Origin of the sequence: Bacteroides sp. 2_2_4, from assembly GCF_000157055.1 — a bacterium.
GTDB classification, from domain to species: Bacteria; Bacteroidota; Bacteroidia; order Bacteroidales; family Bacteroidaceae; genus Bacteroides; species Bacteroides ovatus.
Genome location: NZ_EQ973359.1, coordinates 530,223 through 548,377, shown reverse-complemented (window position 1 = coordinate 548,377; position 18,155 = coordinate 530,223). Strand labels below are relative to the sequence as shown.

At 43.7% G+C, this 18,155-nt stretch carries 13 protein-coding genes and 2 tRNA genes; 5 read left to right on the top strand and 10 right to left on the bottom strand.

Features of this window, described 5'->3' with window-relative positions; genetic code table 11:
* Positions 1-8: 8 nt before the first annotated feature.
* Positions 9-830, top strand: coding sequence for a DUF3845 domain-containing protein (locus tag BSCG_RS14670; protein WP_032849499.1), 822 nt, complete (start codon positions 9-11; stop codon positions 828-830).
* Between the two features lie 27 nt (positions 831-857).
* On the opposite strand, the gene BSCG_RS14675 is transcribed toward BSCG_RS14670, so the two are convergent.
* The 4 genes from BSCG_RS14675 to BSCG_RS14690 all read right to left on the bottom strand — a co-directional run bounded on the left by BSCG_RS14675 (position 858) and on the right by BSCG_RS14690 (position 4,489).
* Positions 858-929, bottom strand: a tRNA-Glu gene (locus BSCG_RS14675).
* A gap of 67 nt (positions 930-996) precedes the next feature.
* Positions 997-1,083: transfer RNA gene (locus tag BSCG_RS14680), tRNA-Ser, on the bottom strand.
* Between the two features lie 429 nt (positions 1,084-1,512).
* Positions 1,513-2,940: a hypothetical protein gene (locus BSCG_RS14685; RefSeq protein ID WP_032849498.1), complete on the bottom strand. Its 1,428-nt coding sequence runs from the start codon at positions 2,938-2,940 to the stop codon at positions 1,513-1,515.
* Positions 2,915-4,489, bottom strand: coding sequence for an AAA family ATPase (locus tag BSCG_RS14690; RefSeq protein WP_008775962.1), 1,575 nt, complete (start codon positions 4,487-4,489; stop codon positions 2,915-2,917). The genes BSCG_RS14685 and BSCG_RS14690 overlap by 26 nt, the downstream gene beginning before the upstream one ends.
* A gap of 213 nt (positions 4,490-4,702) precedes the next feature.
* On the opposite strand from BSCG_RS14690, the gene BSCG_RS14695 reads away from it, so the two are divergent.
* The 3 genes from BSCG_RS14695 to BSCG_RS14705 all read left to right on the top strand — a co-directional run bounded on the left by BSCG_RS14695 (position 4,703) and on the right by BSCG_RS14705 (position 9,262).
* Entirely contained in the window at positions 4,703-5,149 is a 447-nt protein-coding gene (locus tag BSCG_RS14695) for a hypothetical protein (RefSeq protein WP_008644218.1), read from the top strand.
* Positions 5,150-5,537: 388 nt separating this feature from the next.
* Positions 5,538-7,202 carry a putative transporter gene (locus BSCG_RS14700; protein ID WP_008022070.1) on the top strand — a complete coding sequence of 555 codons (1,665 nt, stop codon included), beginning with the start codon at positions 5,538-5,540 and terminating at the stop codon, positions 7,200-7,202.
* 65 nt (positions 7,203-7,267) lie between these two features.
* Complete coding sequence (locus BSCG_RS14705; protein WP_008775961.1) at positions 7,268-9,262, top strand: fructose-bisphosphatase class III; 1,995 nt, start codon at positions 7,268-7,270, stop codon at positions 9,260-9,262.
* Between the two features lie 120 nt (positions 9,263-9,382).
* Here the strand turns inward: BSCG_RS14705 and BSCG_RS14710 are convergent, their stop codons facing one another.
* The 6 genes from BSCG_RS14710 to BSCG_RS14735 all read right to left on the bottom strand — a co-directional run bounded on the left by BSCG_RS14710 (position 9,383) and on the right by BSCG_RS14735 (position 16,520).
* Complete coding sequence (locus BSCG_RS14710; RefSeq protein ID WP_008644227.1) at positions 9,383-9,829, bottom strand: GNAT family N-acetyltransferase; 447 nt, start codon at positions 9,827-9,829, stop codon at positions 9,383-9,385.
* A 25-nt stretch (positions 9,830-9,854) separates the two neighbouring features.
* Positions 9,855-11,003 (bottom strand): LA_2272 family surface repeat-containing protein, encoded by a 1,149-nt coding sequence (locus BSCG_RS14715; protein WP_008775960.1) that lies wholly within the window; start codon positions 11,001-11,003, stop codon positions 9,855-9,857.
* A 54-nt stretch (positions 11,004-11,057) separates the two neighbouring features.
* Complete coding sequence (locus BSCG_RS14720; RefSeq protein ID WP_008022073.1) at positions 11,058-12,716, bottom strand: AMP-binding protein; 1,659 nt, start codon at positions 12,714-12,716, stop codon at positions 11,058-11,060.
* Between the two features lie 292 nt (positions 12,717-13,008).
* On the bottom strand, positions 13,009-14,079 hold the full coding sequence (locus tag BSCG_RS14725) for a GDP-L-fucose synthase family protein (protein WP_008775959.1): 1,071 nt from the start codon (positions 14,077-14,079) through the stop codon (positions 13,009-13,011).
* Between the two features lie 107 nt (positions 14,080-14,186).
* Positions 14,187-15,257: a GDP-mannose 4,6-dehydratase gene (gene gmd / locus BSCG_RS14730; RefSeq protein WP_004316341.1), complete on the bottom strand. Its 1,071-nt coding sequence runs from the start codon at positions 15,255-15,257 to the stop codon at positions 14,187-14,189.
* A 93-nt stretch (positions 15,258-15,350) separates the two neighbouring features.
* Positions 15,351-16,520, bottom strand: a complete 1,170-nt coding sequence (locus tag BSCG_RS14735; RefSeq protein WP_004316342.1) for a dicarboxylate/amino acid:cation symporter — start codon at positions 16,518-16,520, stop codon at positions 15,351-15,353.
* Between the two features lie 109 nt (positions 16,521-16,629).
* On the opposite strand from BSCG_RS14735, the gene gnd reads away from it, so the two are divergent.
* Positions 16,630-18,105 carry a decarboxylating NADP(+)-dependent phosphogluconate dehydrogenase gene (gene gnd / locus BSCG_RS14740; RefSeq protein ID WP_008775958.1) on the top strand — a complete coding sequence of 492 codons (1,476 nt, stop codon included), beginning with the start codon at positions 16,630-16,632 and terminating at the stop codon, positions 18,103-18,105.
* The last annotated feature ends 50 nt before the right edge of the window (positions 18,106-18,155 follow it).

Genomic DNA, 18,155 nt, shown 5'->3' with positions numbered 1-18,155 from the left:
CTGTCTTGATGTGTGCAAAAATACTAAAAACGGTTGACATAAATCAAGGGTGGTATAAAAAAGATGTATCTTTGTCCGCAAAATCAAGAAGTAAGGTGATTATGAATAAGATAATAGGCTTGGCAGTGTTGCTGTTTTGTTTGAGTGGTTGCGTTAGGGATAATGATGCTATTTATTATCCGGTTGGCAACGTGGATGTGGAAAGAGGCGGTCCGGCTTTGGAGGCAGGAAAGGGAGATTTGATAGCCCGAAGTTATAATACCGAAGATTATGTGTTGGACACGCTTGCGCAATATCCGGGTGACCCGACTCTCGGTAAACTGACATTTATGATTAACCTGAAAAATCAGTCGGCGGATCAGGAAGTAGATGGATTTAATGGCGTCGGCCGGTCTAAACTAACGATGAGCCTTGGATATAAAGACGGTAACTATCCGGTAGAAAGTCAAGTCCCTGTTTATACCTCGTCTGATGTGACTGCCAGTTATGCAATCAAACTCCGCTTGAAAGGGGAACTGACCTTGACGGGAGACGAATGGATGATTGACTATGTGTATGCCCAATTAGCGGGCTTATTCCAGCCTTATCCGCCTACGTCTTTCCCGGAAGTGTTTATGTGTAAAGGAGGTGAGCAACCATTCACTACTTTCGATTCTTTCCGTAGAACCTGGACGTTTGATATAACCTATGATCGTTCCAACCTTTCTTTCAGTCAACTGTATTTCAACTTGTTCGTAAACCTGGCCGGGCAGAAGAGGGAAGAAAGAGTCCGGTTGAGAATAGATAAAGAATCTTACTTTGAGATCTATAAAGAAAAAGAGGAAATGTAGTTTAGCTGCATTTCCTCTTTTTCTTTGTAGTGGGTACGAGAATCGAACTCGTATTACATGCGTGAGAGGCATGTGTCCTAACCGTTAGACGAACCCACCGGAGTTTGATAGATTAAAAAGAGCCAAGTCTTTAAAACTTAGCTCTTTTTTATATTGAGATTTTTTGCGGAAGCTGGGGGATTCGAACCCCCGGTACCCTTACGAGTACGTCAGTTTAGCAAACTGGTGGTTTCAGCCACTCACCCAAACTTCCTTGAACCCGCATTCTCTCTCAAATGCGGTGCAAATATAGGGGGAACTTTTGGACTACGCAAATCTTTTAGCAAGATTTTTTTTACCTGTTTTTTGTAAAATGAGATAACCTGCTATGTTTCAAATGTTAAACGGAAGAATTTTTTTTCGAAAGCTTTTAATTTTTATCGATGGAATGGGAACTTGAAACATATTGACGCTATCCGCTTATTATAGTGACGGTATCTTCATGGGATAGGGTAAACATCCGGATGGGATAGTGACGGTATATTTGACGTAAGAAAAGGACATAAAAAAAGGCTATCTATCCCAGACAGCCAATCTTTTTGTTAACCTTAAATCTAATACTATGAAAAACACAGTACAAATATACGGACTTCTGTCAACTTTGCAAATAAAACAAGAAAAAAGAGATGTTTTATAACATTGATTAAATATTTGATTCCTCAATTCTATTTTTATTAAGACTTTCGGTGTTTTGAATGGTATATTCCCAATATTTATCACATAATTTCAGATAGCTGGTCCCGGCACTCTTGCCACCTAAAGAAATAGCGTACATCTTTGTCTGTTTCGCTTTTGCGTGTTCGATGGTCCGGGATAGTAGTTGATCGACAGGACGCATCTCAAAGTCCGATACGGTGATAATGTCCGCTTCCATATATCCTTCTTCGCTGATCTTTCGCAAAGCATGTGTGATAACAGGTTCCATATCGGTTCCGCCATGAAAGGATTGGCATAAGAAATCGACCAGGCGATCGAAACTGCTGCCTAAGTCTGTGATTTCAATGCACTCGATATCATCGGAAAACAGGATGACGTAACATTTTCGATGTTGCACTTCCGTCAGTTCGGCAATGGCAAGTAGGGTGGATTTCGCGATTCTTTCCCGTTCGCCTGCCATGGAACCGGAAGTGTCCAGGCAAACAATGAAAGGGCCTTCGGCTTCTTCGGAAACTTCGTTCCCTATTGTTTTCTTGTCGTTGATGGTTTGCTTTTCGTGTGATTGATAGTCGATGACTTGCAATCTCTTCTCAATGAAACGCTCAAAGAAAATGGGTTGCAGACTTTTTTCGGCCAGATAACAATATTCCAAGGGAAGAAGGCTGTTTAAGTCGTTTCCTTCGCAAATACCTGCAATATCGCTTCGGGTGGCATGAGATATAATTTGTTCCCGATGAATACCGGCAGTCATTTTGAAACGTTTCCGGCTGCTTTGGTGTTTCTTGCCCAAGATTTCTACCAGTTCACGGATAACGGGATTTCGTTTGATCGTTTCTTCGTATTCTAAAATCTGTTCTGCTATCTGTTTATGGTTGCGGAGTAACCAGACGAGGCGTGAGCCGCCACGCACCGGAAGGTTTTTGGCAAGTGATAGCTGAAGACGGTAGAAATCATCACAAAGCCGCTCGATATGTTCCATCTGATAGTTGAACTCGTTGTTTGAGAGCAGTGTGTGCCATTTGTCGAAGAAGAGAGTCCGCAACGCTTTCCATTCTTTAGAGCGCGGGCTGATTGCGTCAAAACGCTGGAGGTAGTATTTTACGTTGAGGTCTACCAGGTGATATTTCATCGAGAATGGGTAGGCGCTGTTTTTCAGGAATTGGAGAAACTTGGCGTCTGATGCTTCATCCATTTCATGAAAGTATTCCCATTGCGACGCGTAGTGGGAGTAGAAATCTTGCAGGGAGGGTTGCGTGTGACGAAAATACCGGTGAATGTCCGCATCCAGTTCTTCGGGACGGATAATCAGGTTGTGCAGTTGTTCGTCGTACACATCGTAGGCTATTCCCTGCAATTTTTCGTAATAAATGTCTTGCAGGTGTTTGAGCCTAATACTCTCTGTTCTCTTGTTCATGGGCGTGAGCGATGATGCGGAGTTCGTTTCGGTAATTCTCTATGATATGTGCAGTCTCTCCTAAAATTCGTTTGATCTTGCTTTTTTGCGATGAGCTTAAGAAAAGATGCTCCTTTGTATATGCTGTTTCCCGCTCGGAGATTGTTTTATATTCCACTTCCATTTGATGCAGCAAGTCGATCACTTCCTGCAATGTAAATTCGAACGGAGTGTTGCCATCCTGTTGTGTGGGCAAAGGGTCGCAATTGTCATAACATAGTAACGGATATTCCTGATTGTTGACGAAAACAGACCGTCTTCCTTTTCGGAGGGAATAGATATTCTTTTGCGCGATATTTCTGTTCTTTACAAAATCGTAGGCTTTCAGGATTTTGTTGACCGGACGGAATTTATCCTGCTGGATATAAAACAGCCGGTTGCTGTCTTTCTTCAAAGACTGGTAATCGGAAGCAAAAATGAGTAGATTTCCGGCAATGTGATAACCTTCTATGCGATGATAGAAGGTGTCTACTACCTGGATTCCCGGATCGCTAAGTTCACGCAGGCTGTGTTCGGACTTCATGTTTTCTTTCAGTGTGTCCAATTTTTGCTCCAGCCGTTTTTCTCCTAACAGATAGGTATTGATGCCCCGTGCTATCGACTGTTCTACAATCTCTTCGATAATGGGGAGCTGCGAAATTTCATCCCACAGGCAGGCGCTCATCAACAGGCAGTCGGAGAAATGAATTCCCGGAGATTCATTCAGATAGGCCGTTGTGCGGAGCAGACCTACTATTTTCTTCCAGCGGCGGTCGGATACATAGATAGGAGGGGTGTTCTCATCCCGTCCTGTGTTGTATTGTTCAATTTCTCGTTTGATATTGTGAATCAGCTCGAAGATAGTATAGTGAATACCTACTTTTTCGCTTTCAGCTTGTATCTGGTTGTATAATTCATCGTTCACCTGGAGCTTTTCCGGGATTTCAGGTTCTATCTCCCGCGTAGAAGAAATCATCTGATCGAACGCATATTCCTGTTCGATACATCCGACAAACTGACGGATCAGGAAACGGTCGTATAAAGCTTCCAGTCCTTCACCTTTTGCCGGCAGTTCGTTGGAAGCGGCAATCAATGCTTTCAGGGGTACACGCACTGTAAATTGTCCGTTGCGGTATATCTTTTCATTGATTACCGTCAAAAGGGAATTTTGGATAGCAGGGCCGGCTTTCCATATTTCATCCAGAAAGACGATTGATGCTGTCGGCAGGTATCCTTTTGTAATGCGTTCGTACGTATCTTCATCCTTCAATTTTGAAATGGAGACGGGGCCGAATATTTCGTCCGGTGTACTGAAGCGGGACATCAGATACTCAAAAGCATCTGCGTCTTTAAATGCCAGTTTGAGCCTGCGTGCTACCAAACTTTTAGCTACTCCCGGAGGGCCCAGCAGAAAGATACTTTCCCCTGCCATGGCGGATAGCAGAGACAGTGCGATGGTATGCTCTTTTTCGAATACTCCCTCATTGAGAGACTTCAATAATTGGGTGATATGTGATTTGATAGACTTCATGCGACGGATAATTTCATGTGTTGTTAGCAAGAGGCAAAGATACAAGAATTCTTTGAAATAGACTTCGCCGGAGGGATTTACTCCTAGATTTAGGCAATTTCCTCCTGATAAGTAGGAGTTTTCAGTTTCATGGGGAAAATTCATTCTCTACTTTTGTTCTATCGAAAGATAAATGATATATAATAATTAGAGAACCATTAAAAATAAAGGAATATGAAAACGAGCACATTTAAATACTTCGGTTTGGCGTTGATGGCTATATTGATGGTAAGTTTTACCTCTTGCGAAGTGGAAATAGACAGTTTCTATGATGATGATAATAATGGTGCAGGGTACTATAACCGTTCGGCTGATTTATGTAGCCGTACCTGGGTTAGTTTCTACCGCGACATGGACGGTAACTATTGCCGTCAGGAACTGGATTTCTTTTTAGACCGTACCGGAATCGACTATATACGGGTGGAATATCCTAATGGAACAGTCGATCAATATGAATATAATTTCCGTTGGAGTTGGGAAAATTATGCACAGACTTCCATTCGTATGTCATACGGACCGAATGATGTTTCATACCTGGATGATGTATATATCGGTGGAAACAGATTGAGCGGTTATCTGGACGGACGAAATAACTTTGTGGAGTTTCAAGGGAAAAGATGAGACGTGAAACAAGATGAAGCGTAAAGCAAGATGAAGCGTAAAGCAGGAAGAAACGTGAAGCAGGAAGAAAAAAGAAAAGGTTAAGAAATTAGGAGAGATAAAGAAATTAGAAAAAGATAAAGAGATAGGTAAGCGTAAAGGAAGAAACAGGTAAAAAAGCATCGTTGGAAGGATAACAAGATGCGGGTAAAAAGAGAAAGGATAAGATTGTTAAGATAGAAATATAACAGATATTAGAAACAAAATAACAGGTAACAGTGTAAAAGGGTAATCAATAAGATTTCAGGATATATGAATCAGGGTATAATTAGGGCGCGAAATGAAAGCTTAAAAGTTTTGAACCGGACTAAATAGTTTTTATCTTTGCGCCCTATTAGTTTTTATATACATGGAGTGGTTATATAGTCTATTTATCGAACATTCTGCCTTACAGGCTGTTGTGGTACTTTCACTGATTTCTGCCATTGGTTTGGGCTTGGGAAGAGTGCATTTCTGGGGAGTTTCCCTGGGAGTCACTTTTGTTTTTTTTGCGGGTATCCTGGCCGGCCATCTCGGGCTTTCGGTCGATCCGCAGATGTTAAACTACGCAGAAAGTTTCGGACTGGTCATTTTCGTTTATTCCCTCGGGCTACAAGTCGGTCCCGGTTTTTTTAGCTCTTTCCGTAAAGGTGGGGTAACGCTGAATATGTTGGCGTTGGGAGTCGTTCTGCTGGGAACGTTGTTGACGGTGGTGGCTAGTTATGCAACGGGTGTCTCTCTTCCTGATATGGTGGGCATCCTTTGTGGAGCAACGACAAACACTCCGGCATTGGGAGCTGCGCAACAAACTCTGAAACAGATGGGAATAAACAGCAGTACGCCTGCTTTAGGATGTGCGGTGGCCTATCCGATGGGAGTAGTCGGCGTAATCCTTGCCGTTTTATTAATCCGTAAAGTATTGGTTCGCAAAGAAGATTTGGAGATAAAAGAGAAAGACGATGCGAACAAAACTTATATTGCAGCGTTTCAAGTACACAATCCTGCTATTTTCAATAAAAGTATCAAGGATATAGCTCGTATGAGTTACCCAAAGTTTGTCATATCCCGTTTGTGGCGTGACGGACATGTCAGTATTCCGACTTCAGACAAGATTCTGAAAGAAGGCGACCGTCTGCTGGTGATAACTGCGGAAAAAGATGCTTTGGCCCTGACGGTACTTTTTGGTGAACAGGAAAATACGGATTGGAATAAAGAGGACATTGACTGGAATGCGATTGACAGCGAATTGATCTCGCAGCGTATCGTTGTCACCCGTCCCGAACTGAATGGTAAGAAACTCGGTGCACTCCGGTTGAGAAACCATTACGGAATTAATATCAGCCGTGTTTACCGGTCGGGGGTGCAACTGCTTGCTACTCCGGGATTGATACTTCAGTTGGGCGACCGCCTGACAGTGGTGGGCGAGGCTGCTGCTATCCAGAATGTGGAGAAAGTATTGGGAAATGCCGTGAAAAGCTTGAAAGAACCCAATCTGGTTGTTATATTTATCGGTATCGTGCTTGGTTTGGCACTGGGGGCTATTCCTTTCTCTTTTCCGGGTGTCAGTACTCCTGTGAAGTTGGGATTAGCGGGCGGACCGATCATTGTCGGTATCCTTCTGGGGACTTTTGGACCACGGATACACATGATTACCTATACCACCCGTAGCGCGAACCTGATGTTGCGTGCCTTGGGACTTTCCATGTACCTTGCTTGTCTGGGACTGGATGCCGGAGCTCACTTTTTCGATACCGTATTCCGTCCGGAAGGCTTATTATGGATTGGTTTGGGAGCCGGATTGACTATCATTCCAACAGTGTTGGTTGGATTCGTGGCCTTCAAGATGATGAAGATCGATTTCGGTTCTGTATCCGGTATGTTGTGCGGAAGTATGGCAAATCCGATGGCACTGAACTATGTAAACGATACAATCCCCGGCGACAACCCATCCGTAGCCTATGCGACTGTTTATCCGCTATGTATGTTCCTGCGGGTAATTATCGCCCAAGTGTTGTTGATGTTCTTGTTAAATTGAGAATAGTATATTGCTGGATCGTAATTAGTAACTAGTAAATTGTAAATAGTAAAATAGTAAATAAAATGACTGCTCAAAGTAACATAACTCCTGAAAGCATTGTGGGCGATCTCCGTTACCTGCAACTGCTTTCCCGAAGTTTTCCTACGATTGCCGATGCTAGTACGGAAATAATCAATCTGGAGGCTATCTTAAATCTACCTAAAGGGACAGAGCATTTCCTGACTGACATTCATGGAGAATACGAGGCTTTTCAGCACGTACTGAAAAACGCTTCAGGTGCGGTAAAACGTAAAGTAAATGAAATATTCGGCAACACTCTCCGCGAGGCTGAAAAGAAAGAAATCTGCACGTTGATTTACTATCCCGAAGAGAAACTTCAATTAGTGAAAGCCCGTGAAAAGGACCTGGATGATTGGTATCTGATTACCCTGAACCAACTGGTGAAGGTCTGTCAGAATGTATCTTCCAAATATACCCGTTCGAAGGTTCGTAAATCGCTGCCTGCCGAGTTCTCTTATATTATTCAGGAATTATTGCACGAATCGTCCATCGAGCCGAACAAGCATGCTTATATCAATGTAATTATCAGCACGATTATCACTACCAAGCGTGCCGACGATTTCATTATCGCTATGTGCAATCTGATTCAGCGTCTGACTATTGACTCTCTTCATATCGTAGGCGATATTTACGACCGTGGTCCTGGCGCGCATATCATCATGGATACGTTGTGCAATTACCATAACTTCGATATTCAATGGGGAAATCATGATATTCTCTGGATGGGGGCAGCTTCCGGTAACGATAGTTGTATTGCCAACGTGATACGTATGTCCATGCGCTACGGCAACCTGGGCACGCTTGAAGACGGATACGGAATCAATCTGCTTCCATTGGCTACTTTTGCAATGGATACGTATGCCGATGATCCTTGCACCATCTTCATGCCGAAGATGAATTTTGCCGACGCTCATTATAATGAGAAGACTCTGCGCTTGATCACTCAAATGCATAAAGCCATTACCATTATCCAGTTTAAGCTGGAAGCCGAAATTATTGACCGTCGTCCGGAGTTTGGGATGACCAACCGCAAACTGCTGGAGAAGATTGATTTTGAGCGTGGCGTCTTTGTATACGAAGGAAAAGAATACGCTTTGCGCGATACCAACTTCCCGACCGTAGATCCTGCCGATCCTTACCGGTTGACGGAAGAAGAACGCGAATTGGTAGAAAAGATTCATTATTCATTTATGAATAGTGAAAAGCTGAAGAAACACATGCGTTGCCTGTTTACATACGGCGGAATGTATCTGGTTTCAAATTCGAATCTTCTTTATCACGCTTCTGTCCCTCTGAATGAGGATGGCAGCTTTAAGCATGTCAAAATACGTGGTAAGGAATATTGGGGGCGTAAATTGCTGGATAAAGCCGATCAACTGATTCGTACTGCGTACTTCGATGAAGAAGGGGAGGAGGATAAGGAATTTGCTATGGATTACATTTGGTATATGTGGTGTGGTCCGGAAGCTCCCTTGTTCGATAAGGATAAGATGGCGACCTTTGAGCGTTATTTCGTAGAAGATAAAGAATTGCATAAAGAGAAGAAAGGTTATTATTATACATTGCGTAACCGGGAAGATGTCTGCGATCAAATTTTGGCAGAGTTTGGAGCTTCCGGTCCTCATTCGCATATCATCAACGGTCATGTGCCTGTGAAAACGATTCAGGGAGAACAGCCAATGAAAGCCAATGGCAAGCTTTTCGTTATTGATGGCGGATTCTCAAAAGCTTATCAGCCGGAAACGGGAATTGCGGGATATACGCTTGTTTATCACTCTCATGGTATGCAGCTTGTGCAGCACGAGCCGTTCCAGTCTCGTCAGAAAGCCATAGAAGAGGGACTTGATATCAAATCTACCAACTTTGTCTTGGAATTCAATTCGCAACGGATGATGGTGAAAGATACCGATAAAGGAAAAGAACTGGTGACCCAAATACAGGATTTGAAGAAATTGCTCGTTGCTTATCGTACTGGTTTGATTAAAGAAAAGGTATAATAGATAAAAGTGAACTGCACTCCTAAAGTTTTGTATCTAACTTTTAGGAGTGCAGTTCAACTATAATAAGGGGAGATTTTCTTTTTAGGGACCATTCGAGTTCCCCTTTTTTATTATAAATCAATGGCCATTGTATTCCATACTATACATATCATAACCCTTGGCCCAATAGTCTTTTCTTATTTCTTTCAATGTAAATCCCTGTTTTTCGTAGAATTTATAAGCTAATTGTGAAGTTCTAACAGTTATTTTTTGAATACCATTAATAGACTTTATTTTTTCAATTCTGTATTTTAGTAATTGTGCTCCTAGTGATTTGCCTTGGTGCTGGGGATGTATGATATCCCAACTTATTTTTCCAGTGGTTTTGTCATCTGTGAAGTTTATTCCACCACATCCGACAATCTCCTTGTTAAGCAAAAGAACAAAATACAGCTCACGTTCACTATCCAGATAATTGCTGAAATCAGCTTCTTCTTCCAGTGCAAAATATTCAGGTGTGTTCTGTCTGATTAAATCTATTACGGCATTTTTGTCTGTTTCCCGGTATTCTCTAATTACAGTCATGTACATCTCACGTTAATTGGTAAGTTTAGAAAAGAACAATACCCGCTTCGATAATAGCTCCCTTATCGTAATTGCTCGATTTATTATAGAATCTGGTTACCCCATATCCACCTGTTGCAAAGATGCCGAACTTCTTGGTAAATTGATATTCCAGATTTGCACGTGCCTGCAATGCGTACAGGCGTTTCGGGATGACCTCATCTTTGTTATCAAAAGCCTCGATATGCTGGTATCCGAGGTCTCCGCTGATGGATAACCCCTTGTAAAGGGGGAAAGACAGACCGGCACGATAGGATGCGCTCGCCGAAAACTTATCATTCAATCCCTGATACATGGAACCCACTCCCAATATGGTATAAAACAACTGGTTCTTGAACCGTACCCCGATATTGGCAGGCGTTGCATTTCCTCCGTATACCATCATTTGCACTTTTGTGTCAGGATTTGCATTCACCAAACCAAGTTGGAAACCTTTCATATCTTCTTTGTAGTAATTGACAAGACCAATTTGAAGTCCGCGCGCTTTCGTTGCGTAGTTGCATAATGCTACTTGCACTCCATTCAGCTTTGATGCGGTTATATTGGCAATTCCTGCTATCTGCAAACCGTTCATGTGTTCGCCTACTACATTTAAAAGTCCCGAAGCCATCAAACCACCGAAGATCTGTCCGGTTATATTTGCTATTCCGGAAAAGTGTAAGCCCGAAGCCATATTGCCCGTCACATTCATGAAACCACTAATCATTAACCCCGAGTTGTTGTCTCCTCCGATGCTCGTTAGCCCGGATATGACTACTCCCTGTGCTCTGTCGCCGGTGATATTTACCAATCCGGCAGCAGAAAGCCCTACGGTGTTATCGCCGCTGATATTACTGATACCAGCCAGCTGAACGCCCCGCATAGTACCCCCTGCCAAGTTGGCTAATCCGGTGATTTGTACTCCGTTCATGTCATCATGAACCACGCTTCCCAACGCATTGATACCCACACCGTTCAGACGGTTCATGGTAGACAGGAGGCCGATGTTTATGTATGTCGTCTGTGTACTATCATGCGGTTGCGTGCATATATCTTTCCAGATGGATATATTGATCCCTGCACTCTTGTTCTGTGCCGGTAAAGAAACGGCAGCCATTAGTATAGCTGCCGTAAGTATTGTTTTCTTTATCTTCATTCCTTTCTCTTTTTCGGTTTAAGTTATATCTTTCTCTATGCAGCTGACAATCTATCAGCCTTTTGCTTCCTGATACAAATAACGCTTGATGCTCTTCTTCGGTGTCTTTTCAAATTCTTCCGGATAGATTTTCATCTTGGATATCTGGCTGTATGCCGGTAACATAGTGTTCAGTGTCACGCGGTTTTCTTCCATTACTTGTTCGATGTCTTCAGTCTTCAGGCCGTGGGCGAACGCATCGTCAAAGTCGGGATAAACAAGTCCGACAAGTTTCTCGTTTTGCTGAACGATAATGCTTTCAGCCACGTATGGCAGGTTGTTCAACTTATCCTCAATTTCTTCCGGATAGATATTCTGTCCGCTGGAGCTCAATAACAGGTTCTTGCTGCGTCCTTTGATTGTAACATTACCTTCTTCATCCATCAAAGCCAAGTCGCCGGTATGCAACCAACCGTCCTTGTCGATGACTTCTTGAGTGGCTTCTTCGTTTTTGTAATAGCCCAGCATCACATTCGGGCCCTTACATACGATTTCACCAACAATATTTTCGGGATCAGATGACAATACCCGTACATCCATCCGTGGCACAGCCTTTCCGCAAGAACCCGGTTTGAACTTTCTCCAATCTTCGTAGCAGATAATCGGGCCACATTCCGTCATTCCATATCCAACCGTATAAGGGAAATCAATCATTTTCAAGAACTGTTCCACTTCTTGATTGAACGCTGCACCTCCTACGATGACTGCCTTGAAGTTTCCGCCAAATGCCTTAATCATCTCTTCGCGCACTGTTGCCTTTATCTTGTCATTGATAATAGGCACTTTCAGCAATATCTTCATCGCCGGAGTTTCCAACTTCGGAAGTACGCTTTTCTTGATTATCTTTTCGATGATGAGTGGTACTGCAACAATCAGACTGGGTTTCACTTCTTCAAAAGCCTGGAAGATAATCTTAGGGCTTGGCATACGGGTGAGGAAGTAGATGTGGCAACCTACGGAGAACTCATAAAGGAATTCAAAAGCCAATCCGTACATGTGTGCCATAGGAAGCATGGAAACGATTTTATCTCCGGCTTCCAGTTCCAACACTTCAAAAGCAAATTTGGTATTCGACCACAGACTGCGGTAGGGGAGCATTACTCCTTTGGAATAACTCGTTGTTCCCGAAGTATAATTGATAACTGCCAGTTCTTCCGGTTCGTCTTTGTGATAAGCGACATGCTCTTTACGGAAATTCTTCGGATATTTTTTGCCGAACATTTCGTTCAGATGTTCGCGTGCATACGTGAGTCGTTCGCTGCGTGACACTAATAGGGTGAAGTCGTTCATCATCAGGATACCTTCCAGTAGCGGCATTGCCGACTCGTTCAGGTTTTCCCATACCATATCTCCTACAAGCAGTAATTTAGCTTCGGAGTGGTTGACGATATTATGCACGTTATCTGCTTTAAATTCATGGAGAATAGGTACAATGACGGCTCCATACGTCAGTGTGGCAAGGAAAGTAACTCCCCAGTGAGAGCTGTTTCTTCCACAAACGGCAATCTTGTCTCCCTTGCGGATTCCGCTTTCTTCAAAGATGATATGGAGTTTCTCGATTTTACGAGCTACGTCTTTATACTGTAAAGTTGCACCTTTATAATCGGTCAGGGCATCCAAATCCCAATTATTCTTGATGCTATTCTCAATATAGGCTATAAAACTTTGTTCCATTGTTTTTGCACATTTGGTATTAAATTGTGCAAATATAGCAATTATATTAAGAATGAAGAATTAAGAGTGAAGAATTTTTGGAAATGGGGGAGAGAGTAGTGGGGGAGATTGGCTTGTAGTATAAAAAAAGATTATGCTCATAGCTCAACAGATTATGCTTATAGCTAATTGGATTATCATTATAGCAAAACTGATTATCATTATAGCTAATTTAATTATCATTATAGCTAAAAAAAATATGCTATTAGCAAAAAACATTCAGCTAATAGCATATTTACAGTAACTTCATTTCTTATTTCAAGTACCATTCGTACATTCTTTGTACGCCTTCCTCGATTTCAATTTTGTGGTGCCAGCCCAGTGCATGCAGTTTTGAAGGATCGGTTAGCTTGCGCATTGTGCCGTCCGGTTTGCTGCTGTCGAAGGTCAGTTTACCTTGATAACCTACTGTTTCAACGATCCGTTCAGCCAGTTGGCGGATGGTGATTTCCTTACCGGTTCCGATGTTGATATGGCAGTTGCGGATATCTTTGCTACCTTCTTTATAGGTATCTTTAAAGTCCACATGCTCCATAACGAAGACACTGGCATCCGCCATTTCTTCGCTCCAGAGGAATTCGCGGAGAGGAGTACCCGTACCCCAGAGAGTGACCTCTGTTTCGCTGATTCCGTATTTTTTCAGAATAGCCAGAATGTCCTCTTTCGAGCTGTCGCCATTGACACCTTCCACCGGACGCTGGTTCATATCCTTGCGTACAGCTTCCCAGTTTCCTTCTTTCAGACAGTGTGCCAAATGAATCTTGCGAATCATGGCAGGCAATACATGGCTGCGTTCCAAATCGAAATTATCATTCGGCCCGTAAAGGTTTGTCGGCATCACGGCGATGTAGTTCGTTCCATATTGCAGGTTGAAGCTCTCGCACATTTTCAGTCCGGCAATTTTAGCGATTGCATACGGCTCGTTGGTATATTCCAACGGTGAAGTAAGCAATACATCTTCCTTCATCGGCTGTTCGGCATCGCGTGGATAAATACACGTACTGCCGAGGAAGAGCAGCTTTTTCACATTGTGACGGAAACTCTCTCCGATAATGTTCTGTTGAATCTGCAGATTCTTGTATATAAAGTCGGCACGGTAGATACTGTTCGCCATGATACCACCCACAAAGGCAGCGGCAAGGAATACATATTCCGGCTGTTCTTCATCGAAGAATTTACGGACAGCCATTCCATCCTGCAGGTCAAGCTCTTTGTGCGTGCGGCCTATCAGATTGGTGTATCCTTTATCCTGCAAATTCTTCCAGATAGCAGATCCCACAAGTCCGCGGTGTCCTGCTATATATATCTTTGCATTCTTTTCCATTCTATCTTTTATTATTTTCACCACAGATTAACACAGATTTCCACAGAATTTTTTTATATCTATAATCTGTGGAAATCTGTGTTAATCTGTGGTGAAATGAAATTCATTTAATGTTTGGTAGCAATCATCCGCTTCACCTTTTCCATATCGTGGCGAACCATGATACTTACCAGTTCTTCGAATGATGTTTTGCATGGATCCCATCCTAACAATGTTTTTGCTTTAGTCGGGTCACCCAGCAGTTGTTCCACCTCTGACGGACGGAAATATTTAGGATCAACCTCTACCAAAGACTTTCCGGTAGCTACGTCGATACCTTTCTCATTCACGCCTTCACCTTCCCAACGAAGTTCGATGCCTGCTTCCTTGAATGCCAGCGTTGCGAATTCGCGTACTGTGTGCATTTCTCCGGTAGCAATTACGAAATCTTCGGGAACGTCATGTTGCAGGATCAGCCACATACATTCGATGTAATCCTTGGCATATCCCCAGTCGCGACGTGCATCCAGATTACCCAGATACAGTTTGTCCTGTTCGCCCTGTGCGATACGTGCGGCAGCAAGCGAAATTTTACGGGTAACGAATGTCTCGCCACGGCGTTCACTCTCGTGATTGAACAGGATTCCGTTTACGGCAAACATACCATAGCTTTCGCGGTAGTTTTTAGTAATCCAGAAACCATATTGTTTGGCTACCCCATACGGAGAACGGGGATAGAATGGAGTTGTCTCTTTTTGTGGAACTTCCTGCACCTTACCGAACAATTCGGAAGTAGAAGCCTGATAGATGCGGGTTTTCTTTTCCAGTCCCAGGATGCGTACCGCTTCGAGCATACGCAACGTACCGATAGCATCCGCTTCGGCCGTGTATTCCGGAACGTCGAATGAAACCTTCACGTGGCTTTGAGCAGCGAGATTGTAGATTTCATCCGGTTGCACCTGTTGAATAATACGAATTAACGAACTAGAATCTGTCATATCCCCATAATGCAGATTGATCGTACGTTTCTGTTTCATGTCGCGCACCCACTCGTCAAAATACAAATGTTCAATACGTCCTGTATTGAACGAAGAAGAACGACGGAGTATACCGTGTACTTCGTAACCTTTTTGCAATAGAAATTCGGCAAGATAAGAACCATCCTGCCCGGTGATGCCTGAAATTAGGGCTTTTTTCATACGCTATTATTTAATATAATTGAAAATGTGGGTGCAAATGTCGGCATTTTTTGTGAGCCAGCCAAGCTACTACCCAATTATTTTTCAGCACAGTCATTCAGCACGGTTTTTCCCCATTATTTTGTCGATAATCAAAGCGATAGCTCCGTCGCCCGTCACGTTGCAGGCTGTGCCGAAACTGTCCATTGCGATGTAAAGCGCGATCATTAAAGCCTGTGCCGATTCGTCGAAGCCGAGCATGGATTGCAGAATTCCCAGAGAGGCCATGATAGCTCCGCCCGGAACTCCCGGAGCGGCTATCATTGTGATGCCCAGCATGAAGATAAATCCGGCAAACAAGGGGAAGTCGAACGGTATTCCCTGCATCATCATCAATGCCAGTGCGCAGGCTACGATTTTCAGTGTGCTGCCCGACAGATGAATGGTGGCGCAGAGCGGAATCACGAAACCGGCCACTTCGGCAGATACCCCGTTCTTTTTGGTCTGTTCCAGCGTTACAGGGATGGTGGCTGCCGAAGACTGTGTGCCCAATGCCGTGAAGTAAGCCGGCAGCATTTTATTAAGTAATTTAAACGGGTTTTTGTGTACAAACAGTGCCGCAATGGAATACTGAAAAACTAACAGGAAGATGTGAAGAGCAAAGATGACTCCGATAATTTTAATAAACACCATCAGGATGGAATATACTTGTCCCGAATGTGTCATGTTGAGGAATATGCCAAAGATATAAAGCGGCAGCAAAGGCAGAATGACTGCGCTAATCATTCGTACGATAATTTCCTGAAAATCACGTGCCACGTTTTTCAATGCGTCGCTGTTCAGTGACGCCAGTCCCAAGCCCAAGGTGAAGGCTAATACCAAGGCCGTCATGACGTTCATCAGCGGTGGGATGGAGACGGAGAAGTAGGGGAGGATTCCTTGTGCTTCACTCACTTCTTCAAGCGGCGCTCCCGGTTCGATGAGTGACGGAAACACGGTGACTCCTGTGAAGTAGGAGAGGAATCCCGAAAACAGGGTGGCGAAATAAGCAATCAGAGCCGTCACGAGCAGCATTTTTCCTGCACCTTTTCCGATGTCGGCAATAGCCACCGTTACCAGTCCGACGATAATCAGCGGGATAGAGAAATTGAGAAACTCGCTGAAAATGCCGTTGAAAGTAACGAATATTCGCACTAGCGGAGCCGGGAAAAAAGTGCCGATGGCAATACCCAAAATGATGGCGATTACGATGCGTGCCAACAAACCGATTTTGATCTTCTTCATCCTTGATTTTATTTGTAGACCACAAAAATAATATTTTAATCTAAAATATTGCGAACAAATGTGCATTTCAACTGTTACTAAGATAAAGAATATTCAAAATATATAAGTTATGGCAAATCAGAATAAAACAGATATCGGACTTATCGGCTTGGCTGTGATGGGCGAGAATCTTGCTTTAAACATGGAGAGTAAGGGATGGCATGTATCGGTTTATAACCGTACAGTTCCCGGAGTAGAGGAAGGAGTGGTAGATCGCTTTATGAATGGTCGTGCAAAAGGTAAAAACATCGAAGGATTCACAGATATAAAAGCATTTGTAGATTCGATAGCTATTCCCCGTAAGATAATGATGATGGTTCGTGCCGGAAGTCCGGTTGACGAACTGATGGATCAGCTGTTCCCGTTGCTTTCACCGGGAGACATTCTTATTGATGGTGGTAACTCCAATTACGAAGATACCAACCGCCGCGTCAAACTGGCGGAGTCGAAAGGATTTCTCTTCGTTGGTAGCGGAGTGTCAGGCGGTGAAGAAGGAGCCTTGAATGGAGCTTCTATCATGCCCGGCGGTTCGGAGCAAGCATGGCCGGAAGTGAAACCGATCCTTCAAAGCATTGCGGCAAAAGCACCGGACGGCACTCCCTGTTGCCAATGGGTAGGTCCTGCCGGATCGGGTCATTTTGTGAAGATGATTCACAACGGTATCGAATACGGTGATATGCAGCTGATCGCTGAAGCCTATTGGGTGATGAAAAAGTTACTGGATCTGACCAATGAGGAAATGGCTGATGTCTTTGCCCGTTGGAACGAAGGCAAACTACGCAGCTACCTGATCGAAATCACCGCCAACATCCTGCGGCATAAAGACAAATCCGGAGGGTATCTGATTGATAAAATCTTGGATGCGGCCGGACAGAAAGGAACCGGCAAATGGTCGGTCATCAACGCTATGGAACTCGGCATGCCGTTGGGATTGATTGCCACAGCGGTATTCGAACGAAGCCTTTCTGCACAGAAAGACTTGCGTCATCTGGCTTCCAGACAATATCAGTGTCAACATACACAACCTATATATAATAAGGTGGAACTCGTAAAGAATATATTTTCTGCTCTTTATGCTTCCAAACTCGTCTCTTATGCCCAGGGATTCGCCGTGTTGCAACGTGCTTCCGACGCTTTCGACTGGCATCTCGACCTGGCTTCCATTGCCCGTATGTGGCGTGGAGGATGCATCATCCGCAGTATATTCCTGAACGACATTGCTGCCGCCTTCGAAGCCACCGACAAGCCTAAACACTTGTTGTTGGCTCCTTATTTTAAAGAAGAAATGAAAACATTGCTTCCCGGATGGAAGAATCTGGTGGCGGAAGCCATGAAAGAAGAACTTCCTGTTCCTGCTTTCTCTTCTGCGCTGAACTATTTCTATTCGCTCACATCTGCCGATCTGCCCGCCAATCTTGTGCAGGCACAACGCGATTATTTCGGCGCGCACACTTTCGAGCGCAAAGACGAGTTGCGTGGACAGTTCTTCCACGAGAACTGGACAGGTCACGGAGGAGATACGAAATCGGGTACATATAATGTTTAAATAGAAAACAGTTTTGAAATGATAAATGGGAATTTGAAATGATAAATGGG